General features: G+C 62.6%; 22 protein-coding genes. 11 read left to right on the plus strand and 11 right to left on the minus strand.

What is annotated here, in order from left to right; translation table 11 throughout:
• Positions 1–99 precede the first annotated feature (99 nt).
• Together J2X35_RS10295 and J2X35_RS10300 are read right to left on the minus strand one after the other, a co-directional pair.
• The gene (locus J2X35_RS10295) at positions 100–816 is read right to left on the minus strand and encodes an anti-sigma factor domain-containing protein (RefSeq protein ID WP_156459869.1); all 717 of its coding nucleotides are present in this window, start codon (positions 814–816) and stop codon (positions 100–102) included.
• The gene (locus J2X35_RS10300; RefSeq protein ID WP_056114314.1) at positions 813–1352 is read right to left on the minus strand and encodes a sigma-70 family RNA polymerase sigma factor; all 540 of its coding nucleotides are present in this window, start codon (positions 1350–1352) and stop codon (positions 813–815) included. The genes J2X35_RS10295 and J2X35_RS10300 overlap by 4 nt, the downstream gene beginning before the upstream one ends.
• Before the next feature lie 169 nt (positions 1353–1521).
• Here J2X35_RS10300 and argB point away from each other — a divergent pair, with 169 nt between their 5' ends.
• Positions 1522–2415: an acetylglutamate kinase gene (gene argB, locus J2X35_RS10305; protein ID WP_056114311.1), complete on the plus strand. Its 894-nt coding sequence runs from the start codon at positions 1522–1524 to the stop codon at positions 2413–2415.
• 58 nt (positions 2416–2473) lie between these two features.
• On the opposite strand, the gene J2X35_RS10310 is transcribed toward argB, so the two are convergent.
• Positions 2474–3235: a GGDEF domain-containing protein gene (locus J2X35_RS10310; RefSeq protein WP_056114307.1), complete on the minus strand. Its 762-nt coding sequence runs from the start codon at positions 3233–3235 to the stop codon at positions 2474–2476.
• 164 nt (positions 3236–3399) lie between these two features.
• Here J2X35_RS10310 and J2X35_RS10315 point away from each other — a divergent pair, with 164 nt between their 5' ends.
• On the plus strand, positions 3400–4107 hold the full coding sequence (locus tag J2X35_RS10315) for a pyrimidine 5'-nucleotidase (protein ID WP_056114304.1): 708 nt from the start codon (positions 3400–3402) through the stop codon (positions 4105–4107).
• Positions 4104–4988: a DUF817 domain-containing protein gene (locus tag J2X35_RS10320; protein WP_310185065.1), complete on the plus strand. Its 885-nt coding sequence runs from the start codon at positions 4104–4106 to the stop codon at positions 4986–4988. Before J2X35_RS10315 ends, J2X35_RS10320 begins: the two co-directional genes overlap by 4 nt.
• Positions 4989–5011: 23 nt before the next feature.
• Here J2X35_RS10320 and J2X35_RS10325 read toward each other — a convergent pair whose 3' ends face one another.
• Positions 5012–5851 carry an LOG family protein gene (locus J2X35_RS10325; RefSeq protein ID WP_156459868.1) on the minus strand — a complete coding sequence of 280 codons (840 nt, stop codon included), beginning with the start codon at positions 5849–5851 and terminating at the stop codon, positions 5012–5014.
• A gap of 143 nt (positions 5852–5994) precedes the next feature.
• Between J2X35_RS10325 and dapD the strand changes: the two genes are divergently transcribed.
• Positions 5995–6849, plus strand: coding sequence for a 2,3,4,5-tetrahydropyridine-2,6-dicarboxylate N-succinyltransferase (gene dapD, locus J2X35_RS10330; protein WP_056114295.1), 855 nt, complete (start codon positions 5995–5997; stop codon positions 6847–6849).
• 88 nt (positions 6850–6937) lie between these two features.
• The gene (locus J2X35_RS10335) at positions 6938–7291 is read left to right on the plus strand and encodes a DUF805 domain-containing protein (protein WP_056114291.1); all 354 of its coding nucleotides are present in this window, start codon (positions 6938–6940) and stop codon (positions 7289–7291) included.
• Here the strand turns inward: J2X35_RS10335 and J2X35_RS10340 are convergent.
• Positions 7288–8307, minus strand: coding sequence for a 2-dehydropantoate 2-reductase (locus J2X35_RS10340; RefSeq protein WP_310185068.1), 1020 nt, complete (start codon positions 8305–8307; stop codon positions 7288–7290). The two genes, J2X35_RS10335 and J2X35_RS10340, sit on opposite strands and share 4 nt — an antisense overlap.
• A 126-nt stretch (positions 8308–8433) precedes the next feature.
• On the opposite strand from J2X35_RS10340, the gene dapE reads away from it, so the two are divergent.
• Positions 8434–9636: a succinyl-diaminopimelate desuccinylase gene (dapE, locus tag J2X35_RS10345; RefSeq protein ID WP_310185070.1), complete on the plus strand. Its 1203-nt coding sequence runs from the start codon at positions 8434–8436 to the stop codon at positions 9634–9636.
• Between the two features lie 4 nt (positions 9637–9640).
• Positions 9641–10237 (plus strand): hypothetical protein, encoded by a 597-nt coding sequence (locus tag J2X35_RS10350; RefSeq protein WP_056114284.1) that lies wholly within the window; start codon positions 9641–9643, stop codon positions 10235–10237.
• Positions 10238–10249: 12 nt separating this feature from the next.
• Here J2X35_RS10350 and truA read toward each other — a convergent pair whose 3' ends face one another.
• From truA to fmt, 3 genes are read right to left on the minus strand one after another with little or no spacing between them, the layout of a single operon-like run.
• Positions 10250–11005, minus strand: coding sequence for a tRNA pseudouridine(38-40) synthase TruA (gene truA, locus J2X35_RS10355; RefSeq protein ID WP_310185072.1), 756 nt, complete (start codon positions 11003–11005; stop codon positions 10250–10252).
• A gap of 10 nt (positions 11006–11015) precedes the next feature.
• Positions 11016–11525: an N-acetyltransferase gene (locus tag J2X35_RS10360; RefSeq protein ID WP_310185076.1), complete on the minus strand. Its 510-nt coding sequence runs from the start codon at positions 11523–11525 to the stop codon at positions 11016–11018.
• Complete coding sequence (gene fmt, locus J2X35_RS10365; RefSeq protein ID WP_310185078.1) at positions 11522–12466, minus strand: methionyl-tRNA formyltransferase; 945 nt, start codon at positions 12464–12466, stop codon at positions 11522–11524. The genes J2X35_RS10360 and fmt overlap by 4 nt, the downstream gene beginning before the upstream one ends.
• A 161-nt stretch (positions 12467–12627) precedes the next feature.
• Here fmt and J2X35_RS10370 point away from each other — a divergent pair, with 161 nt between their 5' ends.
• Complete coding sequence (locus J2X35_RS10370) at positions 12628–12864, plus strand: hypothetical protein (RefSeq protein WP_156459867.1); 237 nt, start codon at positions 12628–12630, stop codon at positions 12862–12864.
• Between the two features lie 8 nt (positions 12865–12872).
• On the opposite strand, the gene def is transcribed toward J2X35_RS10370, so the two are convergent.
• A complete protein-coding gene (gene def / locus J2X35_RS10375) occupies positions 12873–13403 on the minus strand; it encodes a peptide deformylase (RefSeq protein WP_310185081.1) in 531 nt (176 codons plus the stop codon).
• Positions 13404–13498: 95 nt separating this feature from the next.
• Between def and J2X35_RS10380 the strand changes: the two genes are divergently transcribed.
• A complete protein-coding gene (locus J2X35_RS10380) occupies positions 13499–14758 on the plus strand; it encodes a DNA recombination protein RmuC (RefSeq protein ID WP_310185083.1) in 1260 nt (419 codons plus the stop codon).
• A 17-nt stretch (positions 14759–14775) separates the two neighbouring features.
• Here the strand turns inward: J2X35_RS10380 and J2X35_RS10385 are convergent, their stop codons facing one another.
• The gene (locus tag J2X35_RS10385; RefSeq protein WP_310185086.1) at positions 14776–15180 is read right to left on the minus strand and encodes a GFA family protein; all 405 of its coding nucleotides are present in this window, start codon (positions 15178–15180) and stop codon (positions 14776–14778) included.
• Positions 15181–15256: 76 nt separating this feature from the next.
• Entirely contained in the window at positions 15257–16219 is a 963-nt protein-coding gene (locus tag J2X35_RS10390) for a cation diffusion facilitator family transporter (RefSeq protein ID WP_310185087.1), read from the minus strand.
• A 153-nt stretch (positions 16220–16372) separates the two neighbouring features.
• On the opposite strand from J2X35_RS10390, the gene J2X35_RS10395 reads away from it, so the two are divergent.
• Both J2X35_RS10395 and sugE read left to right on the plus strand, forming a co-directional pair.
• The gene (locus tag J2X35_RS10395; protein ID WP_310185089.1) at positions 16373–16498 is read left to right on the plus strand and encodes a hypothetical protein; all 126 of its coding nucleotides are present in this window, start codon (positions 16373–16375) and stop codon (positions 16496–16498) included.
• Positions 16499–16638: 140 nt separating this feature from the next.
• Positions 16639–16953, plus strand: a complete 315-nt coding sequence (sugE, locus tag J2X35_RS10400; RefSeq protein ID WP_056114263.1) for a quaternary ammonium compound efflux SMR transporter SugE — start codon at positions 16639–16641, stop codon at positions 16951–16953.
• Positions 16954–17050: the final 97 nt, after the last annotated feature.

Here is a 17050-nt window from a genome sequence, read left to right on the forward strand (position 1 = left end):
ATTTTAAACAAAAAGGCGAACCCGAAAGTTCGCCTTTTTGTTTCTTATTCGACCCTTTTATATCTCAAAAGTCTTTTATCCGCTGATGAGGAGCTCCCGTCATATGCTCTTCAAGTCACCGGCGGCCACGACAGGACCCGTCGGCTGACCGGTCGGCGACCCGCCGGACGGTTCGAGGCTGATCGCCAGCACGGCGCCGGACGACAGCTTCTCTTGCACCTCCGCGCTCAGGGCGATGTGGACCGACGAGCCTGACGGAATGACGCCCATGGACACCGGCGGCTTCTGACCTTCGATCATCCACAATTCGAAGTCGCGGCCGGAGGCCCGCTCACCCGCGACGTGGGAGAGACCAACTTCGTGATGCGCGGCATCATAAACAGCAAGATATTTGACGTCGCTGCCTTCGGCGGCCAGCGAGGCGACGAGACGCACAGGCTCCTGTTCAACTGGCGGATTGACGTAGGGAACCGCGACATAGATGGCCAGCGCGGCAACCGCCGCCGCCGCAAGCCCACGCCAGAACGCCAGGCTGGACCAGAGTCCCGGTTGTGCCGAGGCAGTGCTGCCTGCAGCGAAAAGACGCCGCTCAATGGCCGGCTTGACCGACGCCGGAGGTTCGATCTCGGGATAGGCGGAGGCCAGCGGCGCCAGCCGCACCTCCCATGCATCGACAAGACGCGCGAATTCGGTTTCGGCGTCAGCGCGGCGGCCCGCCGTCTGCCGTTCCTCGGCGGGCAGAACGCCAAGAACGTATTCGGCGGCGAGCATGTCGTCGCCTCCCCGTTCCGGTCCGTTGTCCTGTGCCAGCGTCATCGCTCGAGGCATTCCCTAAGTTTCATCAGGCTGCGGCGCAGCCAGGTTCGCATCGTGTTCAGCGGCACCTTGTGACGTTCCGCCAGTTCGGCATAGCTTTCGCCCTTGAGATAGGCGCCCCGGACGGCCGCCGCCCGGTCTTCTTCCAATTCGTCGAGACAGTGGTAGACGCGCTCGGCTTCGCCGCCCGCTACCGCCGCCGCCTCAGGTCCTGGCGCGGGATCGGCCACATCCAGCGCAGCATCAATATCCGATGCAGGCCTGCGGCGCGCCCGGATACGATCGATCGCATGATTGCGCGCAATCGCCACCAGCCAGGAGATCGGGCTAAGGTCGGAGACGGCAAAGCGGTCGGCCTTCGTCCAAATCTTGACGAAGACCTCCTGCAGAGCCTCTTCGGCATCTCCCCGGTCGTTCAATACACGAAGGCATACGCCGAAAAGTTTCGCGCTCGTCTGCCGATAGAGCAGATCAAACGCGGCCCGATCCTTCATCGAGGTCCGGACGATCAGCTTGGTGATATCCTGTGGCGTCATTGCAGCCAAATTAGGCAATCATCCGGCTTTTGCAACGACCCAGGCGACCGATTTGCAAATCATTCGACATCGGGCCGCATCGCGGGGCGACGTTGTCGCAGTGCGTTGCCCCTGGCGGGAAATCGCGATAAGACGCCGCGACAATCCTATCCTTTGACGGGAAAAGCCGATGACGGACATCGCCGCCACCGCCGAAATGCAGGCCGCTCTGCTGTCCAGGGCCCTGCCCTATATGCAGCGCTACGAGAACAAGACGGTCGTGGTGAAGTATGGCGGCCACGCCATGGGCAACATCGATCTCGGCAAAGCCTTCGCCCGCGACATCGCGCTCTTGAAGCAGTCGGGCGTTAATCCGATCGTCGTCCATGGCGGCGGACCGCAGATCGGCGCCATGCTGAACAAGATGGGTATTGAATCCAAGTTCGAGGGCGGCTTGCGCGTCACCGACGCCAAGACGGTCGAGATCGTCGAGATGGTGCTGGCGGGATCGATCAACAAGGAGATCGTCGCGCTCATCAATGCCGAAGGCGAATGGGCGATTGGCCTGTGCGGCAAGGACGGCAACATGGTCTTCGCCGAAAAAGCCAACAAGACCATGATCGATCCGGACTCCAACATCGAGCGAGTGCTCGATCTCGGCTTTGTCGGCGAGCCTGTCGAAGTCGACCGGACGCTGCTCGACCTGCTCGCCCGCTCCGAGATGATCCCTGTTTTGGCGCCGGTAGCGCCCGGCCGCGATGGCCACACCTACAACATCAACGCCGACACCTTTGCCGGCGCGATCGCTGGCGCGCTGGGGGCAACGCGCCTTCTGTTCCTGACAGACGTTCCCGGCGTGCTCGACAAGGACAAGAAACTGATCGACGAGCTTTCGGTCGCACAGGCCAAGGCGCTGATCCACGACGGCACCATTTCCGGCGGCATGATCCCCAAGGTGGAAACCTGTATCGAGGCCATCGAGCGGGGCGTTGAGGGCGTCGTCATCCTGAACGGCAAGACGCCGCACGCCGTTTTGCTCGAACTGTTCACCGAACATGGCGCAGGCACGCTGATCGTCCCGTAACAGCCGACCGGCAAGCTGTCCGGGCCGAGCCGACATTCGCCGGACGGCAATCCGCGGATCAGGCCGCCTGTGAAATCGTTGGCGGCTCGACAACCACCAGATTTCGGCCGCCGTGCTTGGCCTCGTAAAGACGCAGGTCGGCGCCGCGCATGATTTCCGCCAAGGTCGCGCTTTGCCCGCAGATCGTTCCTCCGATGGAAACAGTCAGCGGAACCGGCGTTCCTTCCGGACTGAACCCGATCGATTCCACTTCACGGCGCACGCGCTCGGCAATGTGCCGTGCTTCCTGGGCGGTCGTCCCGACCAGAAGCGCGCCGAATTCCTCGCCGCCAATGCGGCCAAGAACGTCGCCGGAGCGAAGTCCTCGCTGGATCGCGCTCGAAATCAGACGCAGGGCGTCGTCACCGGCAAGATGGCCGAAGCGGTCGTTGATTGTCTTGAAATGATCGGCGTCGATGATCAGCAGCGCGCCGCGATCCGACTTGCGCCGCGAGCATTCCAGCACCGCGAAGAAACTTTCGCGGTTGAGCAGGCCGGTCATGTCGTCGCGGCTGGCCTTCTCCTCCAGCCTGCGGTGGGCGGCGGCAAGCTGAGCATGGGTGCGGGCGAGTTCGCGGTGGGCTTTCTTTAGCTTTTCTCCCTGCCAGAAGGCGTAGGCGCTGGTCGGCCAGGCGATGGCCAGAGGGCATATGGTGCACAGGAGCAAGGTTCCGGCATCCAGCGCGCCGCCGAGAGCGGGAACAAGAGAGCGGGTAGCGAGGAGAGAAGCGAGGACAGATACAAGCGCAACTATTGCCGATCGTGTCAGAATGCGATTCATTGCGTTCTCCCAAGTCAAGCTCCTGCTTCGCAAACGGCTCTAAACAGGACCTTTCCGGAAAAGCTAAAATTTGAATCGCTGCGCTGCTTTGGTCTCATCCGACCCGCATAGGTTGTGGATAAGAATCCCCCCGCGAACCGACCACTTCGTGTCATAAGAGCCATATGACTCAAGCTCCGAATACCGCAGCCTTCGCCCATGTCACCGATTGGGTGTTCGACCTCGACAATACGCTCTACCCGCATCATTCGAACCTGTTTTCGCAGATCGATGCCAAGATGACGGGTTACATTTCAGAGCTCCTGACCCTGCCGCGCGACGACGCCCGTAAACTTCAGAAAGAGCTCTACAAAGAGTATGGAACGACCCTGAACGGTCTGATGCAGCGCTACAAGGTCGATGCCGATGACTTCCTCGAGAAGGTACACGACATCGACTATTCCTGGCTGGTGCCAGACCTGGTTCTGGGCACGGCGATCCGGCAGCTACCAGGCCGGAAATTCATCTTCACCAATGGCGACCGCAAGCACGCCGAGCGCGCCGCGCGGCAGCTCGGAATCCTGGATCATTTCGACGACATCTTCGACATCGTGGCTGCCGGCCTCACCCCCAAGCCGATGCGGCAGGGCTATGAGAAATTCGCTGCGCTGCATGCCGTGACAGGCCACAAGACGGTGATGTTCGAAGATCTGGCTCGCAATCTCACGGTGCCCAAGGCGCTGGGGATGACCACAGTTCTGGTGGTGCCGCGCAACTTCGAGCCCACCTTCTCCGAAATCTGGGAACGCGACCCCGGCCAGGAAGATCATGTCGATTTCGTCACCGACGATCTCGGCGGCTTCCTCACGGCCATCGTCGACGCCGACGCGTGAAGCGCTTCACGTCGCTAGAAGCCGTCATCGATACCGCCGCGCACCGGCTGCTCGACCGGCTGCCGGGCCGCGGGCTTTCGGGTGCCGCGGTCGAGTTTCTGGTGTTCGGGCTGAAGCAGGGCTGGGCCTGCCTGTTCGGCGGCGCGATGCTGTTCCTCATCCTGGCGACGAAATTCCTCTGGCCGGAACACGCACCCTTGGCCCGCTATGACTTTCTGTTTCTGGCGGCGCTATCGATCCAGATCGCCATGCTGGGGCTGAAGCTGGAAACACGGGACGAAGCCAAGGTGATCCTTGTCTTCCACATCGTCGGCACGGCGATGGAGCTGTTCAAGACCTCGGCCGGGTCATGGATCTATCCGGAAGACAGCCTGTTCAGGATCGGCGCAGTGCCGCTGTTTTCAGGCTTCATGTATGCGGCGGTCGGTTCCTATCTGGCGCGAATCAGCCGCATCTTCGACATGCGCTACTCCAACTATCCGCCGCTTTGGGCTACCGCCCTGCTGTGTGTAGCGATCTATGTGAATTTTTTCGCCCATCATTTCACCATCGACATCCGCTACGGCCTCTTCGCGGCGACGGCGGTCCTTTATTGGCGGACCACGGTGCATTATCGCGTGTTCCGGTTCCGGCACAGGATGCCGCTGCTGCTCGGCTTCCTGCTGGTGGCGCTGTTCATCTGGTTCGCCGAGAATATCGGCACCTGGTCGCGCGCCTGGATTTATCCCAACCAGAGTGGCGGCTGGACGCCGGTTTCCATCGAAAAGCTCGGCTCCTGGTATCTCCTGATGATCATATCTTTCGTGCTGGTGACGCTGACGCATCGTCCGCGGCCGCTCGAGAGCCCAGATGAAACCCTTGCGGGGGCGCGTGGCGGCTGAAAACTGCCACAGACAAACGATTTCTAGAGCTTATAGAACCGCCGGATGATGTCCCAGGCCTCGTCGGCAGTGTCGACGAAGTCGATGATGTCCTGGTCGCCCGGGGTAATGGTGCCCTGCTCGGCGAGAAAATCCAGGTTCATGGCCTTCTCCCAGAACGCCTTGCCGAACAGCACGATCGGCACCCGCTCCATGCGCCCCGTCTGGATCAACGTCAGCGTTTCGAACAGCTCGTCCATGGTGCCGAAGCCGCCGGGAAACACCGCCACCGCCTTTGCCCGCATGACAAAATGCATCTTGCGGATGGCGAAGTAATGGAAATTGAAACAGAGTTCGGGCGTCACATAGGCGTTGGGAGCCTGTTCGTGCGGTAGCACGATGTTGAGGCCGATGGAGGGGGCGCCTACATCGTCGGCGCCGCGGTTGCCGGCTTCCATGACACCAGGACCGCCGCCGGTGACGACGACGAATTCCCGATAGTAGGACGCCGCCGACTGCTGCGAGCAGAGACGGGCGAACTTGCGCGCTTCCTCGTAATATTTGCTGTTCGCTTCGAGGTTCTTCTTCTGCGTCTCGTTCTTGGCCGCCCATGCATCGCCACCGGGTTCGGGGATGCGGGCGCCGCCGAACAGGATGACCGTCGACTGGATGCCCCGCTCAGCCAGGATCATCTCCGGCTTCAGCAGTTCGAGCTGCAGCCGCACCGGGCGCAATTCGCGCCGAGTCATGAAATCCTCGTCGTTCCAGGCGAGGCGATATGTGGCGGCGCGCGTCTGCGGCGTATCCGGCGCGCTCTTTGCCCGCTCCAGATCCTCGTCCGAGTGCGGCAAAGGAGCCCACCCTGTGTTTTCCATCGGATCCATGGCGAAATCCCCAGATACAGTTCTTGCGCGCCGTCCCGTGACGCGGTCGCGATTGACCCTCAACAGGCGTTCAAATAGGGTCCGCGCGACTTGAAAACAGGTTAAGCGCCGGCCCTTAACAGCGCGTGTAATGGAGCATTTAGATGTCTAAGCCTGATCTGGCGAGCCTTGAAAAGACAATCGACAAGGCATTCGAGGAACGCGAAGGCATCTCCCCCTCGACGCGCGGCGAAGTACGCGAGGCGATCACGACGTCGCTCGACCTGCTCGACCGTGGCACGGCCCGGGTCGCCCAGCGCGGCGACGACGGCAACTGGCAGGTCAACCAGTGGCTGAAGAAGGCGGTGCTGCTTTCGTTCCGGCTCAACCCGATGGAGATCATCGGCGGCGGCCCCGGCCAGTCGGTGTGGTGGGACAAGGTGGCGTCGAAATTCGACGGCTGGGGCGCAATGGATTTCGAGAAGGCGGGCTTCCGCGCCGTCCCGTCGGTCGTTGTGCGCCGATCAGCCTATATCGCGCCGGGGGCGGTTCTGATGCCGTCCTTTGTCAATGTCGGAGCTCATGTCGGCGCCGGCACCATGGTTGATACATGGGCGACCGTCGGCTCCTGCGCCCAGATCGGCGCCAATGTGCACCTTTCCGGGGGCGTCGGCATTGGCGGCGTGCTGGAGCCACTGCAGGCCGGCCCGACCATCATCGAGGACAATTGCTTCATCGGCGCGCGCTCGGAGGTGGTCGAAGGTTGCATCGTGCGCGAAGGATCGGTGCTCGGCATGGGGGTGTTCATCGGCCAGTCGACCAAGATCGTGGACCGCGCCACGGGCGAGGTCTTCTACGGCGAGGTTCCGTCCAATTCGGTCGTGGTAGCGGGCACGATGCCCGGCAAGCCGTTGCCGAACGGAGAACCGGGGCCAAACCTTTATTGCGCAGTGATCGTCAAGCGCGTCGATGCCAGGACGCGGTCCAAAACCTCCATCAACGAACTGCTCAGAGATTGATTTTTATCCCGCAGGTTCCCACCTCTGGCGGAAACGCAGTCCCTAACTCTATGCGCTGGATCGAGCGGTTTTGAACTCACAATCGAAAATGCCTTGGCTTTTCTTCAAGCTGACGGGCCGGATAAGCCGTGTCCCATACATACTGGCGTTCCTGCTTTTTTCGGTGGTGATGTCGTTCCCGCTCTACCAGTATCTGCGGGTGCCGGAAGAAAGCTCGGAGGCGCAGCTCTGGTCGAAGTTCTTTCTGGTTTCGGCCGCGGTTTTCTTCTGGGTTCACATCGCCACAAGCGTGAAACGCCTGCATGATCTGGGCCGACCGGGCTTCTTCGTCATCGGCCTTTTCATCCCGGTCATTTCGCTGATCGCCTTCCTGGCGCTGTGCCTGATGCCGGGACAGGCGGGAGCGAACCAGTACGGCCAGCAGCCGGACGTCCCGGCCTAGGCATCCGGCACAATGTGCTCGGGCGGCAGGCCCGGCGAGCCGCGCCGGGCTGTTTCGGCCGCGCGAACTAGCGCGATGATGCGATTGGACAAAGGCGTCGCCACATTCGTCCCGTGCGCGAGAGCGACGATGGCGCCCTGCAACTCGTCGATCTCCGTCAAGCGTCCGCGTTGCAGATCATCCCACATGGAGGAGCGCGCCTGCGGATCGATCTCCAGCATGCGCCGCGCCAGACGCGTGTAGATCCAGTCGGGAAGCCGCAGGATCGTCGGCAGCAGCGAAGGCGGCGCGCCGACCCCGCCTGCCGGGCGGATACCCGCCGCCTTCAGGACCGCAAGCCCTTCGGCGATCTGCGCGGCGAGCACGCGCCGCCAGCGCCGGTCAGACAGTTCTGTTGCAAGCGGAAGATCGGATAGCGCCACCAGCGCATTGTTGAGATTGAGCAGCAGCTTGCCCCACGCCACCGCCTTCATGTCGGCATGGGTTTTCACCATACAGCCTTCCACTGAAAGCAGTTCCGCCAGACCCGCCATGCCTTCGCCAATCAACACCGCGCCTTCACTTGCGCGGTGGAAACGCAGTGGCGGTCCTTCGAACCGGACGACGTTGAACGGCACCATGCCGGGCAGGAACCGGCGGTCGCCAGCATGGGACCGCAAGACGTCGATATTGCCGACGCCGTTCTGAAGGCTGACGACGACGGCATTCTTTCTTGCGTGTTCGGCAATGAGGGCGGCCATCCCTGCGGTCGCGCCGCTTTTCACCGTCACGAGAATCACGTCGGCGGCAGCGAACGCAACCTCCGGGTCTCCCGTTACCGTGGCTTGCGCCGCCGCGAGGTGTCGATCCCTGCCGTTAAGGTCTGTCACCTGGAAGCCGCGGTTCCGGATGCCGACCGCGACGCCGGGCCGCGCCAGCAAGGTTACCGTCCTGCCGCCCAGCGCCAAACAGCCGCCGACATAACAGCCGATGTTGCCTGCGCCAGCTATGGCAATTGAGGCGTTTTTATCCAGCATCCTGTCGCAGAGCTCAGCACGATATATCTGCACCATATTGCCGGCTGGCCAGATCGCGAAACCATAAAAAGCGTCGCGTCATCGTTGCTCGTGACAGGCAATCCGCTTTCGACTATCGCTTTGCGCATGACGCTGCCGACCGATCCCGCATCCAATCTCGCCGCCCTGATCCGCTGTGCCTCCGTGACGCCCGAGGAAGGCGGGGCGCTGACCGCGCTGGCGGCGATGCTTGAACCGCTCGGCTTTGCAATCGACCGCCCGGTGTTTTCGGAAGACGGCACGCCCGATATCGAGAACCTCTACGCACGGCGTTCCGGCAACGGCCCGCATCTGATGTTCGCCGGCCATACCGATGTCGTGCCTATCGGCGACACGGCGGCGTGGACGCATCCACCCTTCTCCGCAGCCATTGCCAATGGCGAGATGTACGGACGCGGCGCGGTGGACATGAAGGGCGGCATCGCCTGCTTCATCGCGGCGGTGGCACGCCATGTCGAAAAGCACGGCGGACCGAAGGGCTCCGTTTCACTGCTCATCACCGGCGACGAGGAAGGCCCTGCCATCAACGGCACGGTAAAACTGCTGGAGTGGGCTGCCGCGAAAGGCGAGAAATGGGATGCCGCGCTGGTCGGCGAGCCGACCAATCCGAATGCGCTTGGCGACATGATCAAGATCGGTCGGCGCGGGTCGATCTCCGGTCTCGTAACAGTTAATGGCCGGCAGGGGCACGCCGCCTATCCGCAGCTAGCCGACAACCCCGTGCGCGGGCTGCTGACGCTGGTGGACGCCCTGCTCGATCCCGTATTCGATGCAGGAACCGTGGATTTCCAGCCGAGCAATCTGGAGGTGACGTCGGTCGATGTCGGCAATCCGGCGACCAACGTCATCCCGGCGAGGGCGACCGCCGCCTTCAACATCCGCTTCAACGACACATGGACGCCTGAGACGCTGCAGGCGGAGATCCACAACCGGCTGGACAAGGCAAGCCGGCGCAAGAAGTACCGGCAGGGCCGAAATGAGCCGATCGACTACGAACTCACGTGGAAAGACAGGCCGAGCCAGGTTTTTCTCACCCGCGACGACCGGCTGGTCGCGGCACTCGGACGGTCGGTCGCGGCGGTTGTCGGCCGCGAACCAGCCCTTTCCACCTCCGGCGGCACATCGGATGCGCGTTTCATCAAGGATTACTGCCCGGTGGTCGAGTTCGGCCTCGTCGGCAAGACCATGCATATGGTGGACGAGCGCGTTCCGGTCTCGGAACTGGAGACGCTGACGCGGATCTATCTGCGTTTCATCGAGGACTGGTTCGGCCACATGGTGGACCCGTAAATCGATGCTTTCCGCCGATGAAACCCACGCTTCGCTGAACGGCGCCTGGCGGCTGATGCTGGGCAAGGCCGATGGCCTGCGGCTGCTCGACCTTTCGGTCGATGGTTTCTGGAATTCCTTCTTCGCCATTCTGGTCGCTGCGCCGGCGCTGATCGTCGGCTGGGTCGGCATCGCCAATGAGATCGGAGACCCGGAAGCGTTTTCCAGCCGCTTCAGTCTCGTCATGCGCCTCGCTACGATCGACCTCGGCGCCTGGATCCTGCCGCTGGTCGCCTTCGCAGCAATCGCTCCCAGGACCGGCATCGGTAACCGCTTCGTCCACTACGTCGTGGCGTCCAACTGGGCTTCGGCCATCATCGCCTGGATGATGCTGCCAGCGGCGCTTATCCGGCTTTTCCTGCCCTCGACGAACCAGTTCGCGGTTCTGGTGTCGCTTGTCCTGCTCCTGGTCTCGATGGCGCTGACCTGGCGCATGACAACCGCGACGATCGGCAAGGGACCGGCAGTCGGTACCGCCGTGTTCACCGGCATGTTCGTGACGTCGCTTGCCGTGCTTTTCCTGCTGCAAGCCTTGCTGGGCATTAACGCGCCGGCGAACTAGCACAGCCCGATTCTAGCCTTCGTCCGGATAGTCTACCTTGACGAGGAATAGGCCGTCGGGCGGAGCGACTTGCCCACAGGCAGCGCGGTCCCGGGCTTTCAGTGCCGCCTTCAGATCGTTCGCCGACCAGCCGCCGTCGCCTACTCGCTTCAGCGAGCCGACCATCGAGCGAACCTGATTGTGCAGGAACGAGCGGGCGGAGGCGCGGATATCGATCGCGTCGCCATCGCGAACCACTTCCAGCCGCTCAAGGGTGCGCAGCGGGCTGTTCGCCTGGCATTGGGTGGAGCGGAAGGTGGTGAAGTCGTGCCTGCCGAGCAGCACCTTCGCCGCCTCGTCCATGGCGGCGGCGTCGAGCCGCTTGGGAACCCACCAGACCTTGCCGCGGTCCAGTGCAGGCGGCGCTCTTCGGTTGGAGATGCGGTAGAGATAATGCCGGCCCGTGGCGGAAAACCGCGCGTCGAAATCGTCCGGGACGGCAGCAACTTTCAAGACTGTCACACGCTCGCCCGCCTGCTGGAGATGCGCGTTGACCGCGTCGCGCACCTTGTCGGTCGACCATGCTTTCGCCAGGTCCAGGTGAGCCACCTGTCCGGCAGCGTGAACGCCCGCGTCGGTGCGGCCGGCGGCGCGCAGCGTGATCGCCTCGCCGCAGAACCTCTCCAATGCCTGCTCGATTGCCGCCTGCACCGTGTGATGGTCGGCCTGCCGCTGCCAGCCGGCATAGGGGGCGCCATCATATTCGATGTCGAGGCGAAAGCGCGGCATCAGGCTCCGATCAGGCGGCCAGCGCCGAACCGAAGGCCGAAGGATAAACCAGCAGGCCGGCTTCCGGCGCATCGCCCCAGGCCAGTGCCTGCAAAGCTTCGCCATGATAGACGCTTTCAAACCTTGCCGCGCGATCATGCGTATAGCCAAAGCGGCCGTAATAAGCAGGATCGCCCAGAACCACAGACAGCGTCTCGCCAGCCAGCTTGAGACGGATATGGCCCTCGCTGATCAAAGCGCCGCCAATGCCCGTGCCGTGGAATGAAGGTTCCACCGCCAGCGGCGCCAGCGCCACGGCAGGGACCTTCCCGCCGGCCGTCTGGACGAACAGCCGCGAAAACAGGATGTGGCCGACCACCTGACCTTCTTCGACGGCAACCAGTTCGACCACCGCATCGCCTTCGCCGATCAGCGCATCGACAAGGCCGGCTTCGGCGGCCTGGCCGAATGCATGTTCCTCGACCTGACGTATGGCATCGCGGTCGCCCGGCGTCGCCGCCCGTATCGACATCATGCTCATGACAATTTCATTCCTTCTTCGATCTTCGCGCCATGCAAAAACTGTGGCGCGCTGACGGGCTTTCCGCCCGCCCGTTGGAGTTCGACCAGCCTGATCGCGCCCGCTCCGCACGCAATCGTCAGCCGGTCGTCGAGAATTCCTCCCGGTTCGCCGGACCGGTCCTCGGCTTGTGCCGGCAAGGTCGACCGCAGCAGTTTCAGCCGCTCCACCCGGCCGCCGATTTCCGCCTCGCACCACGCCCCTGGAAAAGGGGAAAGGCCACGGATGCGGTTGTGTACTTCGCTCGCCGGAAGCGTCCAGTCTATCCGAGCTTCAGCCTTATCTATCTTGGACGCGTAGGTCACCCCTTCAGCCGACTGCGGCGTATAGGCCAGCCTGTCCTCTTCGAGCAACTCGAGCGCCCGCATCATCAGCGATGCACTCATCGCCATCAGCCGGTCATGCAGGTCGCCGGCGGTCATGTCGGGTTCGATTGCGGTTTTTTCAAGCAGCGCGACGGGACCGGTATCCAGCCCCTGCTCCATCTTCATGATCATCATACCGGTTTCGTGATCGCCAGCCATGATGGCACGCTGGATGGGCGCCGCGCCGCGCCAGCGCGGCAACAGCGAGGCGTGACTGTTGAGGCAGCCCAGACGCGGCGCCTCCAGCACGGGTTTCGGCAGCAGCAGGCCATAGGCGACGACTACGGCGACATCGGCCCCGAGCGCGCGAAATGCTTCCTGCTCGGCCTCGCCCTTCAAGGAGACCGGCGTGCGAACCTCAATGCCTAGGCTTTCAGCCTCGCGTTGCACCGGCGAGGGCACTTCCTCCAGCCCGCGCCGGCCGCCGGCACGCGGCGGCTGTGTATAGACGGCGGCGATCTCGTGCCCGGCCTGCGCCAGAGCACGCAGCGTCGGCACCGAGAAATCCGGCGTTCCCATGAAGACGACGCGAAGCATGCAGCCGTTCCGTTCCAAGACGGCTCGTTCAACGGGTTTCCGCACGCAACGTCAAGGCTTCGCCATGCTGGCGAGAACTGGCAGGAACGAAGAGGGCGACTTATCCACCCCAATCCCCACGCGCTTAGCCTCGGACATCAGACAAATTTCGAGAGAGTGCGATGACACACCGCGTATCTGGGACTCCCCTTGCTTCCGCGCTTGCGGAAGTGGAAGCATGTGAAACACAATATCAGGACGGCAAGCCGCAGCAGACACGCCGCAAGACTCTGGCGCTGAGGGTACGGCCGCTCGGCCTCTGGATCATCGTCGCGCTGTCGCTGGCGCCGGGCGTCTGGTCGTTGATCGGCGGCCTGGTGCGGGCGGGCCTCGCCTGGCTGGTAGCAGGCCTGGTGTGAGGTCGGGCCTACCCCACCAGCCGGCCTGGAGCCTTGTCCTTGGCCAGCTTCTTGAACTTCTTCACGACCATGTCGCGCTTCAGCTTGGAGATGTGGTCGATGAAGAGAACGCCGTTGAGGTGGTCGATCTCGTGCTGCAGGCAGGTCGCCATCAGGCCCTCGGCGAGCATTTCCTGCTCCTTGCCGTCGCGGTCGAGATATTTCACCCGCACCGAATCCGGGCGCTCGACTTCGGCATAATAATCCGGGATCGACAGACAGCCCTCCTCATAGACCGAGCGCTGCTCGCCGCTTTCGAGAATTTCCGGGTTGATGACAACATGCGGAGCCGGCTCCTCATCCTCCTTGGCGAGATCGATCACCAGCATCCGCAGCGGTTCGCCGATCTGGATCGCGGCAAGACCAATGCCCGGAGCATCGTACATCGTGGCCAGCATGTCATCGGCCAGCTTGCGCAGTGGCGCATCGACGCGCTCGATGGGCTTGGACACCAGGCGCAGAATGGGGTCAGGAAGAATGATGAGCGGCTTGATCGGCATGATGCTCACCTAAGACGTTGCACGAAAAGCGTCAACTGGAACGCACGTTCCCGTTTTGATCTGTTAGCCGATCGCGAATCATCTATGCTGCGGCGATGAACGAACTCGACAGCATTCTTTCGGAACCGATCGTGCGGCTTGGCGCGAGCGTGCTCACACTCGGCCAGTTGCTGGGTTTTCTGGTCATCCTGCTTGTTGTCCTCATGGTGGCGCTTGTCGTTGCGTTGTGGCGCTCCGCCAAGGCGCGCGCCGTGGCCGCGGCGGAAGCCGCCGACATTGCCCGCGACTCCGAGGCCCGGATGGCCGGCATCCTTCAGTCGCAGGCCGAGATGCAGGGGCGCATGGGCGCCATCGCCGAAGTTTTCGGCGCGCGGCAGGCCGAATTGACGCAATCCATCGGCCAACGCCTCGATGCCATGACCGGCCGGCTCGGCCAGACCATGACCGAGCAGACGAAATCCACCCATGAAAGCCTGGCCAAACTGCAGGAACGGCTGGCCGTCATCGACACCGCGCAAGGCAACATCCAGTCGCTGGCCGGGCAGGTCGTGCAATTGCAGGCGATCCTGTCGAACAAGCAGACGCGCGGCGCTTTCGGGCAATCGCGCATGGAGGCCATCGTCGCGGACGGGCTGCCGATGGGCGCTTACGAGTTCCAGGCGACGCTTTCGAACGGCAGCCGCCCCGATTGCCTGGTGAAGATGCCGAACGGCACCGCTTCGCTCGTCATCGATGCGAAGTTCCCGCTGGAGGCATGGAACGCCATTCGCGCCGCCGAGAGCCCTGAATTGCAGAAGGTGGCTTCGCAGGCGTTCCGGCGCGATATCGAAGTCCACATCCGTGACATCGCCGAGAAATACCTGCTCCGGGGCGAAACGCAGGATACGGCGTTCATGTTCGTGCCGTCGGAATCGGTGTTCGCCGAAATCCACGAGAATTTCGAGGCGCTAGTGCAGCGCGCCCACCGCGCCCGCGTCGTCATCGTCTCACCATCGCTGCTGATGCTGTCGATCCAGGTGGTGCAGGCGATCCTGAAGGACGCCCGCATGCGCGAGCAGGCGCATTTGATCCAGCATGAGGTCATCCGGCTGATGGACGATGTCGGCCGGCTGGACGACCGTGTGCGCAAGCTGCAAAGCCATTTCGGCCAGGCCTCCAAGGACATCGACGAAATCCTCGTGTCTTCTTCGAAGGTGACCAAGCGCGGGCAGAAGATCGAAGCGATGGAGTTCGCCACGCAGACAGCGGACAGCGCCGATGCGTTAGACGAAAAAAAACCTCAGGCGGAGCCCGCCAAGCGGGTGGATTCGAAAACCGGGCAGTTGCGTCTGCGCGTCGTCGAAGACGGCGAGTAAAGTCCGCCGGCCCGCGGCTACTGTTTTTCAGTCGCCGGCATGTCCTCGAATTCCGGCAGCCAGTGGAGCGCCGAGCGGTGCCACTTCTGCGTTTTCGGCACGAGCTTGTCACGCTGTTTGGCCGTACCAACCCGGATACCGTAAATTTTCGGTCCGTCGCCGACCGAGGTGGCGTAGAGGTGCGAACCGCATTCCGGACAGAAAGCCTGCGCCCGCTTGGCGCCACTCTCACCAAGCTTGATATAAACCTTCGGCGTGCCCTTGGTGACCTCGTATTTGTCTTCCGGGGCCAGCACTGTCACGCGGAAAGCGGTGCCGGTGAGTTGCTGGCAATCGGTGCAGTGGCAGATCGATGTCTTGTCGGGATCCACCTCGGCTTCGTAAGTGATCGCGCCGCAATGGCAGCCGCCGTCAATTCTCATCCCAGCTCTCCTCTCGGTCCGGGCATTGGCGACGGTCCCCAGACAAGACCCCTCGCCATACCCGCAGGTGGACGATTTAACCACTCGGCGGCGATGCGTCCACAATCGCCTTGCGCCGCCGCTCCCAGGTGCCTGTGGTCTGCGGCTTGACGAACAGATTTGTGATTTCCGGCATCTCCCGCCGCAGCTCTTCCTCCAGCCGCTCGACGCACGCCTCGATCTCCGGCGCGGTCAGATGGTCTTCGAATTCGATACTGAGGCCGGCGACGATCTCGGTCGGCCCGATATGGACGGTCAGGACGCCGTTGGCGCGTTGCACGGCGGGATCATTCTGGACGATGTCCATCACTTTGGCCTGCACCTCCGGCGATGCCGGCTCGCCCATCAACAGACCCTTGCTTTCGCGCGCAAGGAAGATGGCCGTCGTGGCGAGGATGGCCGCGATGCCAATCGAGGCGACGCCATCGAGTTCCGGAATATCGAAAATGTCGGCTGCCAGTATGCCGCCGAAAGCGATCAGCAGGCCGAGCAAGGCCGCGCTGTCTTCGAACAGCACCGTAAAGACGCTGGGGTCCTTGCTCAGCCGCACGGCTTCGAACCAGCCGAGCTTGCCCTTGGTAAGGCGGAATTCCCTAAGGGCCACCCACCAGGAGCTGCCTTCGAAAAGCATCGACAAGGCAAGAACGATATAGTTGACGCTGGGGTTCTCCACAGGCTCCGGCGCCATGATGTGGATGACGCCTTCATAGAAGGAGACGCCGGCGCCGAGGGCGAAGACCAGCAGCGCGACGATGAAGCTCCAGAAATAAAGCTCGCGGCCATGGCCGAGAGGATGGGTTTTGTCGGGCGGACGCGCGGCGCGGTGCAATCCATAGAGAAGCAGCCCGCCATTGCCGGTATCGACCAGCGAATGGACGCCTTCCGACAACATCGCGGAACTGCCGGTGAAGAAGGCGGCGACGAATTTGGTCACCGCGATCAGCAGATTGCCGGCCAGCGCTGCGTAGATGACTTTCTTCGATCCGCCGTGCGCCGCCATGCCTGCTTCCATTGCTCTGTCAGCCGAAGATAGCGTTTCAACCGCCAAAGCCCAGACCCTTTCACCGTGAGGCCTGAGCCATCTGCGAGCATCCCTTGCAGTCGGGCAGGACTCTTGCTTCACTCCGCTCGTAACAATTTGGAGGAACGAATCATGGCCAAAGGTGCGATGAAGGCGAGCAAGGAAGCCCGCAAACCGAAAAAGGATGCCAAGAAGCCGGCAGCCGCCGCGGCCCCGAAAGCGCCGCCGGTGAAGGCGATGCGCATCAAGGAAAAATAGACGGCGGAAGGCTGCACCGGCGGCGCGAGCCGCCGGTGATCCGGTTGAAAGACTGCCGACAAATTCATATATTCCCGAGGCGAGGACGACCTCGCCATTGAAACCCGGCTGGACGGCCCGCCAACGAAACGGAGCACGTCATGTCGTGGATTTTTCTGTTCTTTGCCGGGCTGTTCGAAATCGGTTGGGCCATAGGGCTCAAATACACCGATGGCTTTTCCAAGCCGCTGCCTACTCTTCTCACCATCGCCTCGATGATCGTCAGCCTTGGCCTGCTCGGCCTGGCGCTGAAGACGCTTCCGGTCGGGACGGCTTACGCCGTGTGGACCGGCATCGGCACGGTCGGCACCGCCATGCTCGGCATCTGGTTGCTGGGAGAACCCGCGACCGTGACAAGGCTGGCCTGCATCGGGTTGATCGTCGCCGGGATCGTCGGTCTCAAGCTCGCCGCCTGAATCGCGACAAAGCACGTCACGTCAAGACGGATTCAACCGACGTATTTCAGTCATGTCGTTTCCCAAAACCGCTGCCCACCTTTGGGCGACATGCATA

Origin of the sequence: Mesorhizobium sp. BE184 (assembly GCF_031457045.1) — a bacterium.
GTDB lineage: Bacteria > Pseudomonadota > Alphaproteobacteria > Rhizobiales > Rhizobiaceae > Mesorhizobium.

Coding starts and splice junctions, on each gene's coding strand:
- J2X35_RS10295 (WP_156459869.1), bottom strand. CDS start 816: ATGACGCTGGCACAGGACAACGGACCGGAACGGGGAGGCGACGACATG.
- J2X35_RS10300 (WP_056114314.1), bottom strand. CDS start 1,352: ATGACGCCACAGGATATCACCAAGCTGATCGTCCGGACCTCGATGAAG.
- argB (WP_056114311.1), top strand. CDS start 1,522: ATGACGGACATCGCCGCCACCGCCGAAATGCAGGCCGCTCTGCTGTCC.
- J2X35_RS10310 (WP_056114307.1), bottom strand. CDS start 3,235: ATGAATCGCATTCTGACACGATCGGCAATAGTTGCGCTTGTATCTGTC.
- J2X35_RS10315 (WP_056114304.1), top strand. CDS start 3,400: ATGACTCAAGCTCCGAATACCGCAGCCTTCGCCCATGTCACCGATTGG.
- J2X35_RS10325 (WP_156459868.1), bottom strand. CDS start 5,851: ATGGATCCGATGGAAAACACAGGGTGGGCTCCTTTGCCGCACTCGGAC.
- dapD (WP_056114295.1), top strand. CDS start 5,995: ATGTCTAAGCCTGATCTGGCGAGCCTTGAAAAGACAATCGACAAGGCA.
- J2X35_RS10335 (WP_056114291.1), top strand. CDS start 6,938: ATGCCTTGGCTTTTCTTCAAGCTGACGGGCCGGATAAGCCGTGTCCCA.
- J2X35_RS10340 (WP_310185068.1), bottom strand. CDS start 8,307: ATGCTGGATAAAAACGCCTCAATTGCCATAGCTGGCGCAGGCAACATC.
- dapE (WP_310185070.1), top strand. CDS start 8,434: ATGACGCTGCCGACCGATCCCGCATCCAATCTCGCCGCCCTGATCCGC.
- J2X35_RS10350 (WP_056114284.1), top strand. CDS start 9,641: ATGCTTTCCGCCGATGAAACCCACGCTTCGCTGAACGGCGCCTGGCGG.
- truA (WP_310185072.1), bottom strand. CDS start 11,005: ATGCCGCGCTTTCGCCTCGACATCGAATATGATGGCGCCCCCTATGCC.
- J2X35_RS10360 (WP_310185076.1), bottom strand. CDS start 11,525: ATGAGCATGATGTCGATACGGGCGGCGACGCCGGGCGACCGCGATGCC.
- fmt (WP_310185078.1), bottom strand. CDS start 12,466: ATGCTTCGCGTCGTCTTCATGGGAACGCCGGATTTCTCGGTGCCGACG.
- J2X35_RS10370 (WP_156459867.1), top strand. CDS start 12,628: ATGACACACCGCGTATCTGGGACTCCCCTTGCTTCCGCGCTTGCGGAA.
- def (WP_310185081.1), bottom strand. CDS start 13,403: ATGCCGATCAAGCCGCTCATCATTCTTCCTGACCCCATTCTGCGCCTG.
- J2X35_RS10380 (WP_310185083.1), top strand. CDS start 13,499: ATGAACGAACTCGACAGCATTCTTTCGGAACCGATCGTGCGGCTTGGC.
- J2X35_RS10385 (WP_310185086.1), bottom strand. CDS start 15,180: ATGAGAATTGACGGCGGCTGCCATTGCGGCGCGATCACTTACGAAGCC.
- J2X35_RS10390 (WP_310185087.1), bottom strand. CDS start 16,219: ATGGCGGCGCACGGCGGATCGAAGAAAGTCATCTACGCAGCGCTGGCC.
- J2X35_RS10395 (WP_310185089.1), top strand. CDS start 16,373: ATGGCCAAAGGTGCGATGAAGGCGAGCAAGGAAGCCCGCAAACCGAAA.
- sugE (WP_056114263.1), top strand. CDS start 16,639: ATGTCGTGGATTTTTCTGTTCTTTGCCGGGCTGTTCGAAATCGGTTGG.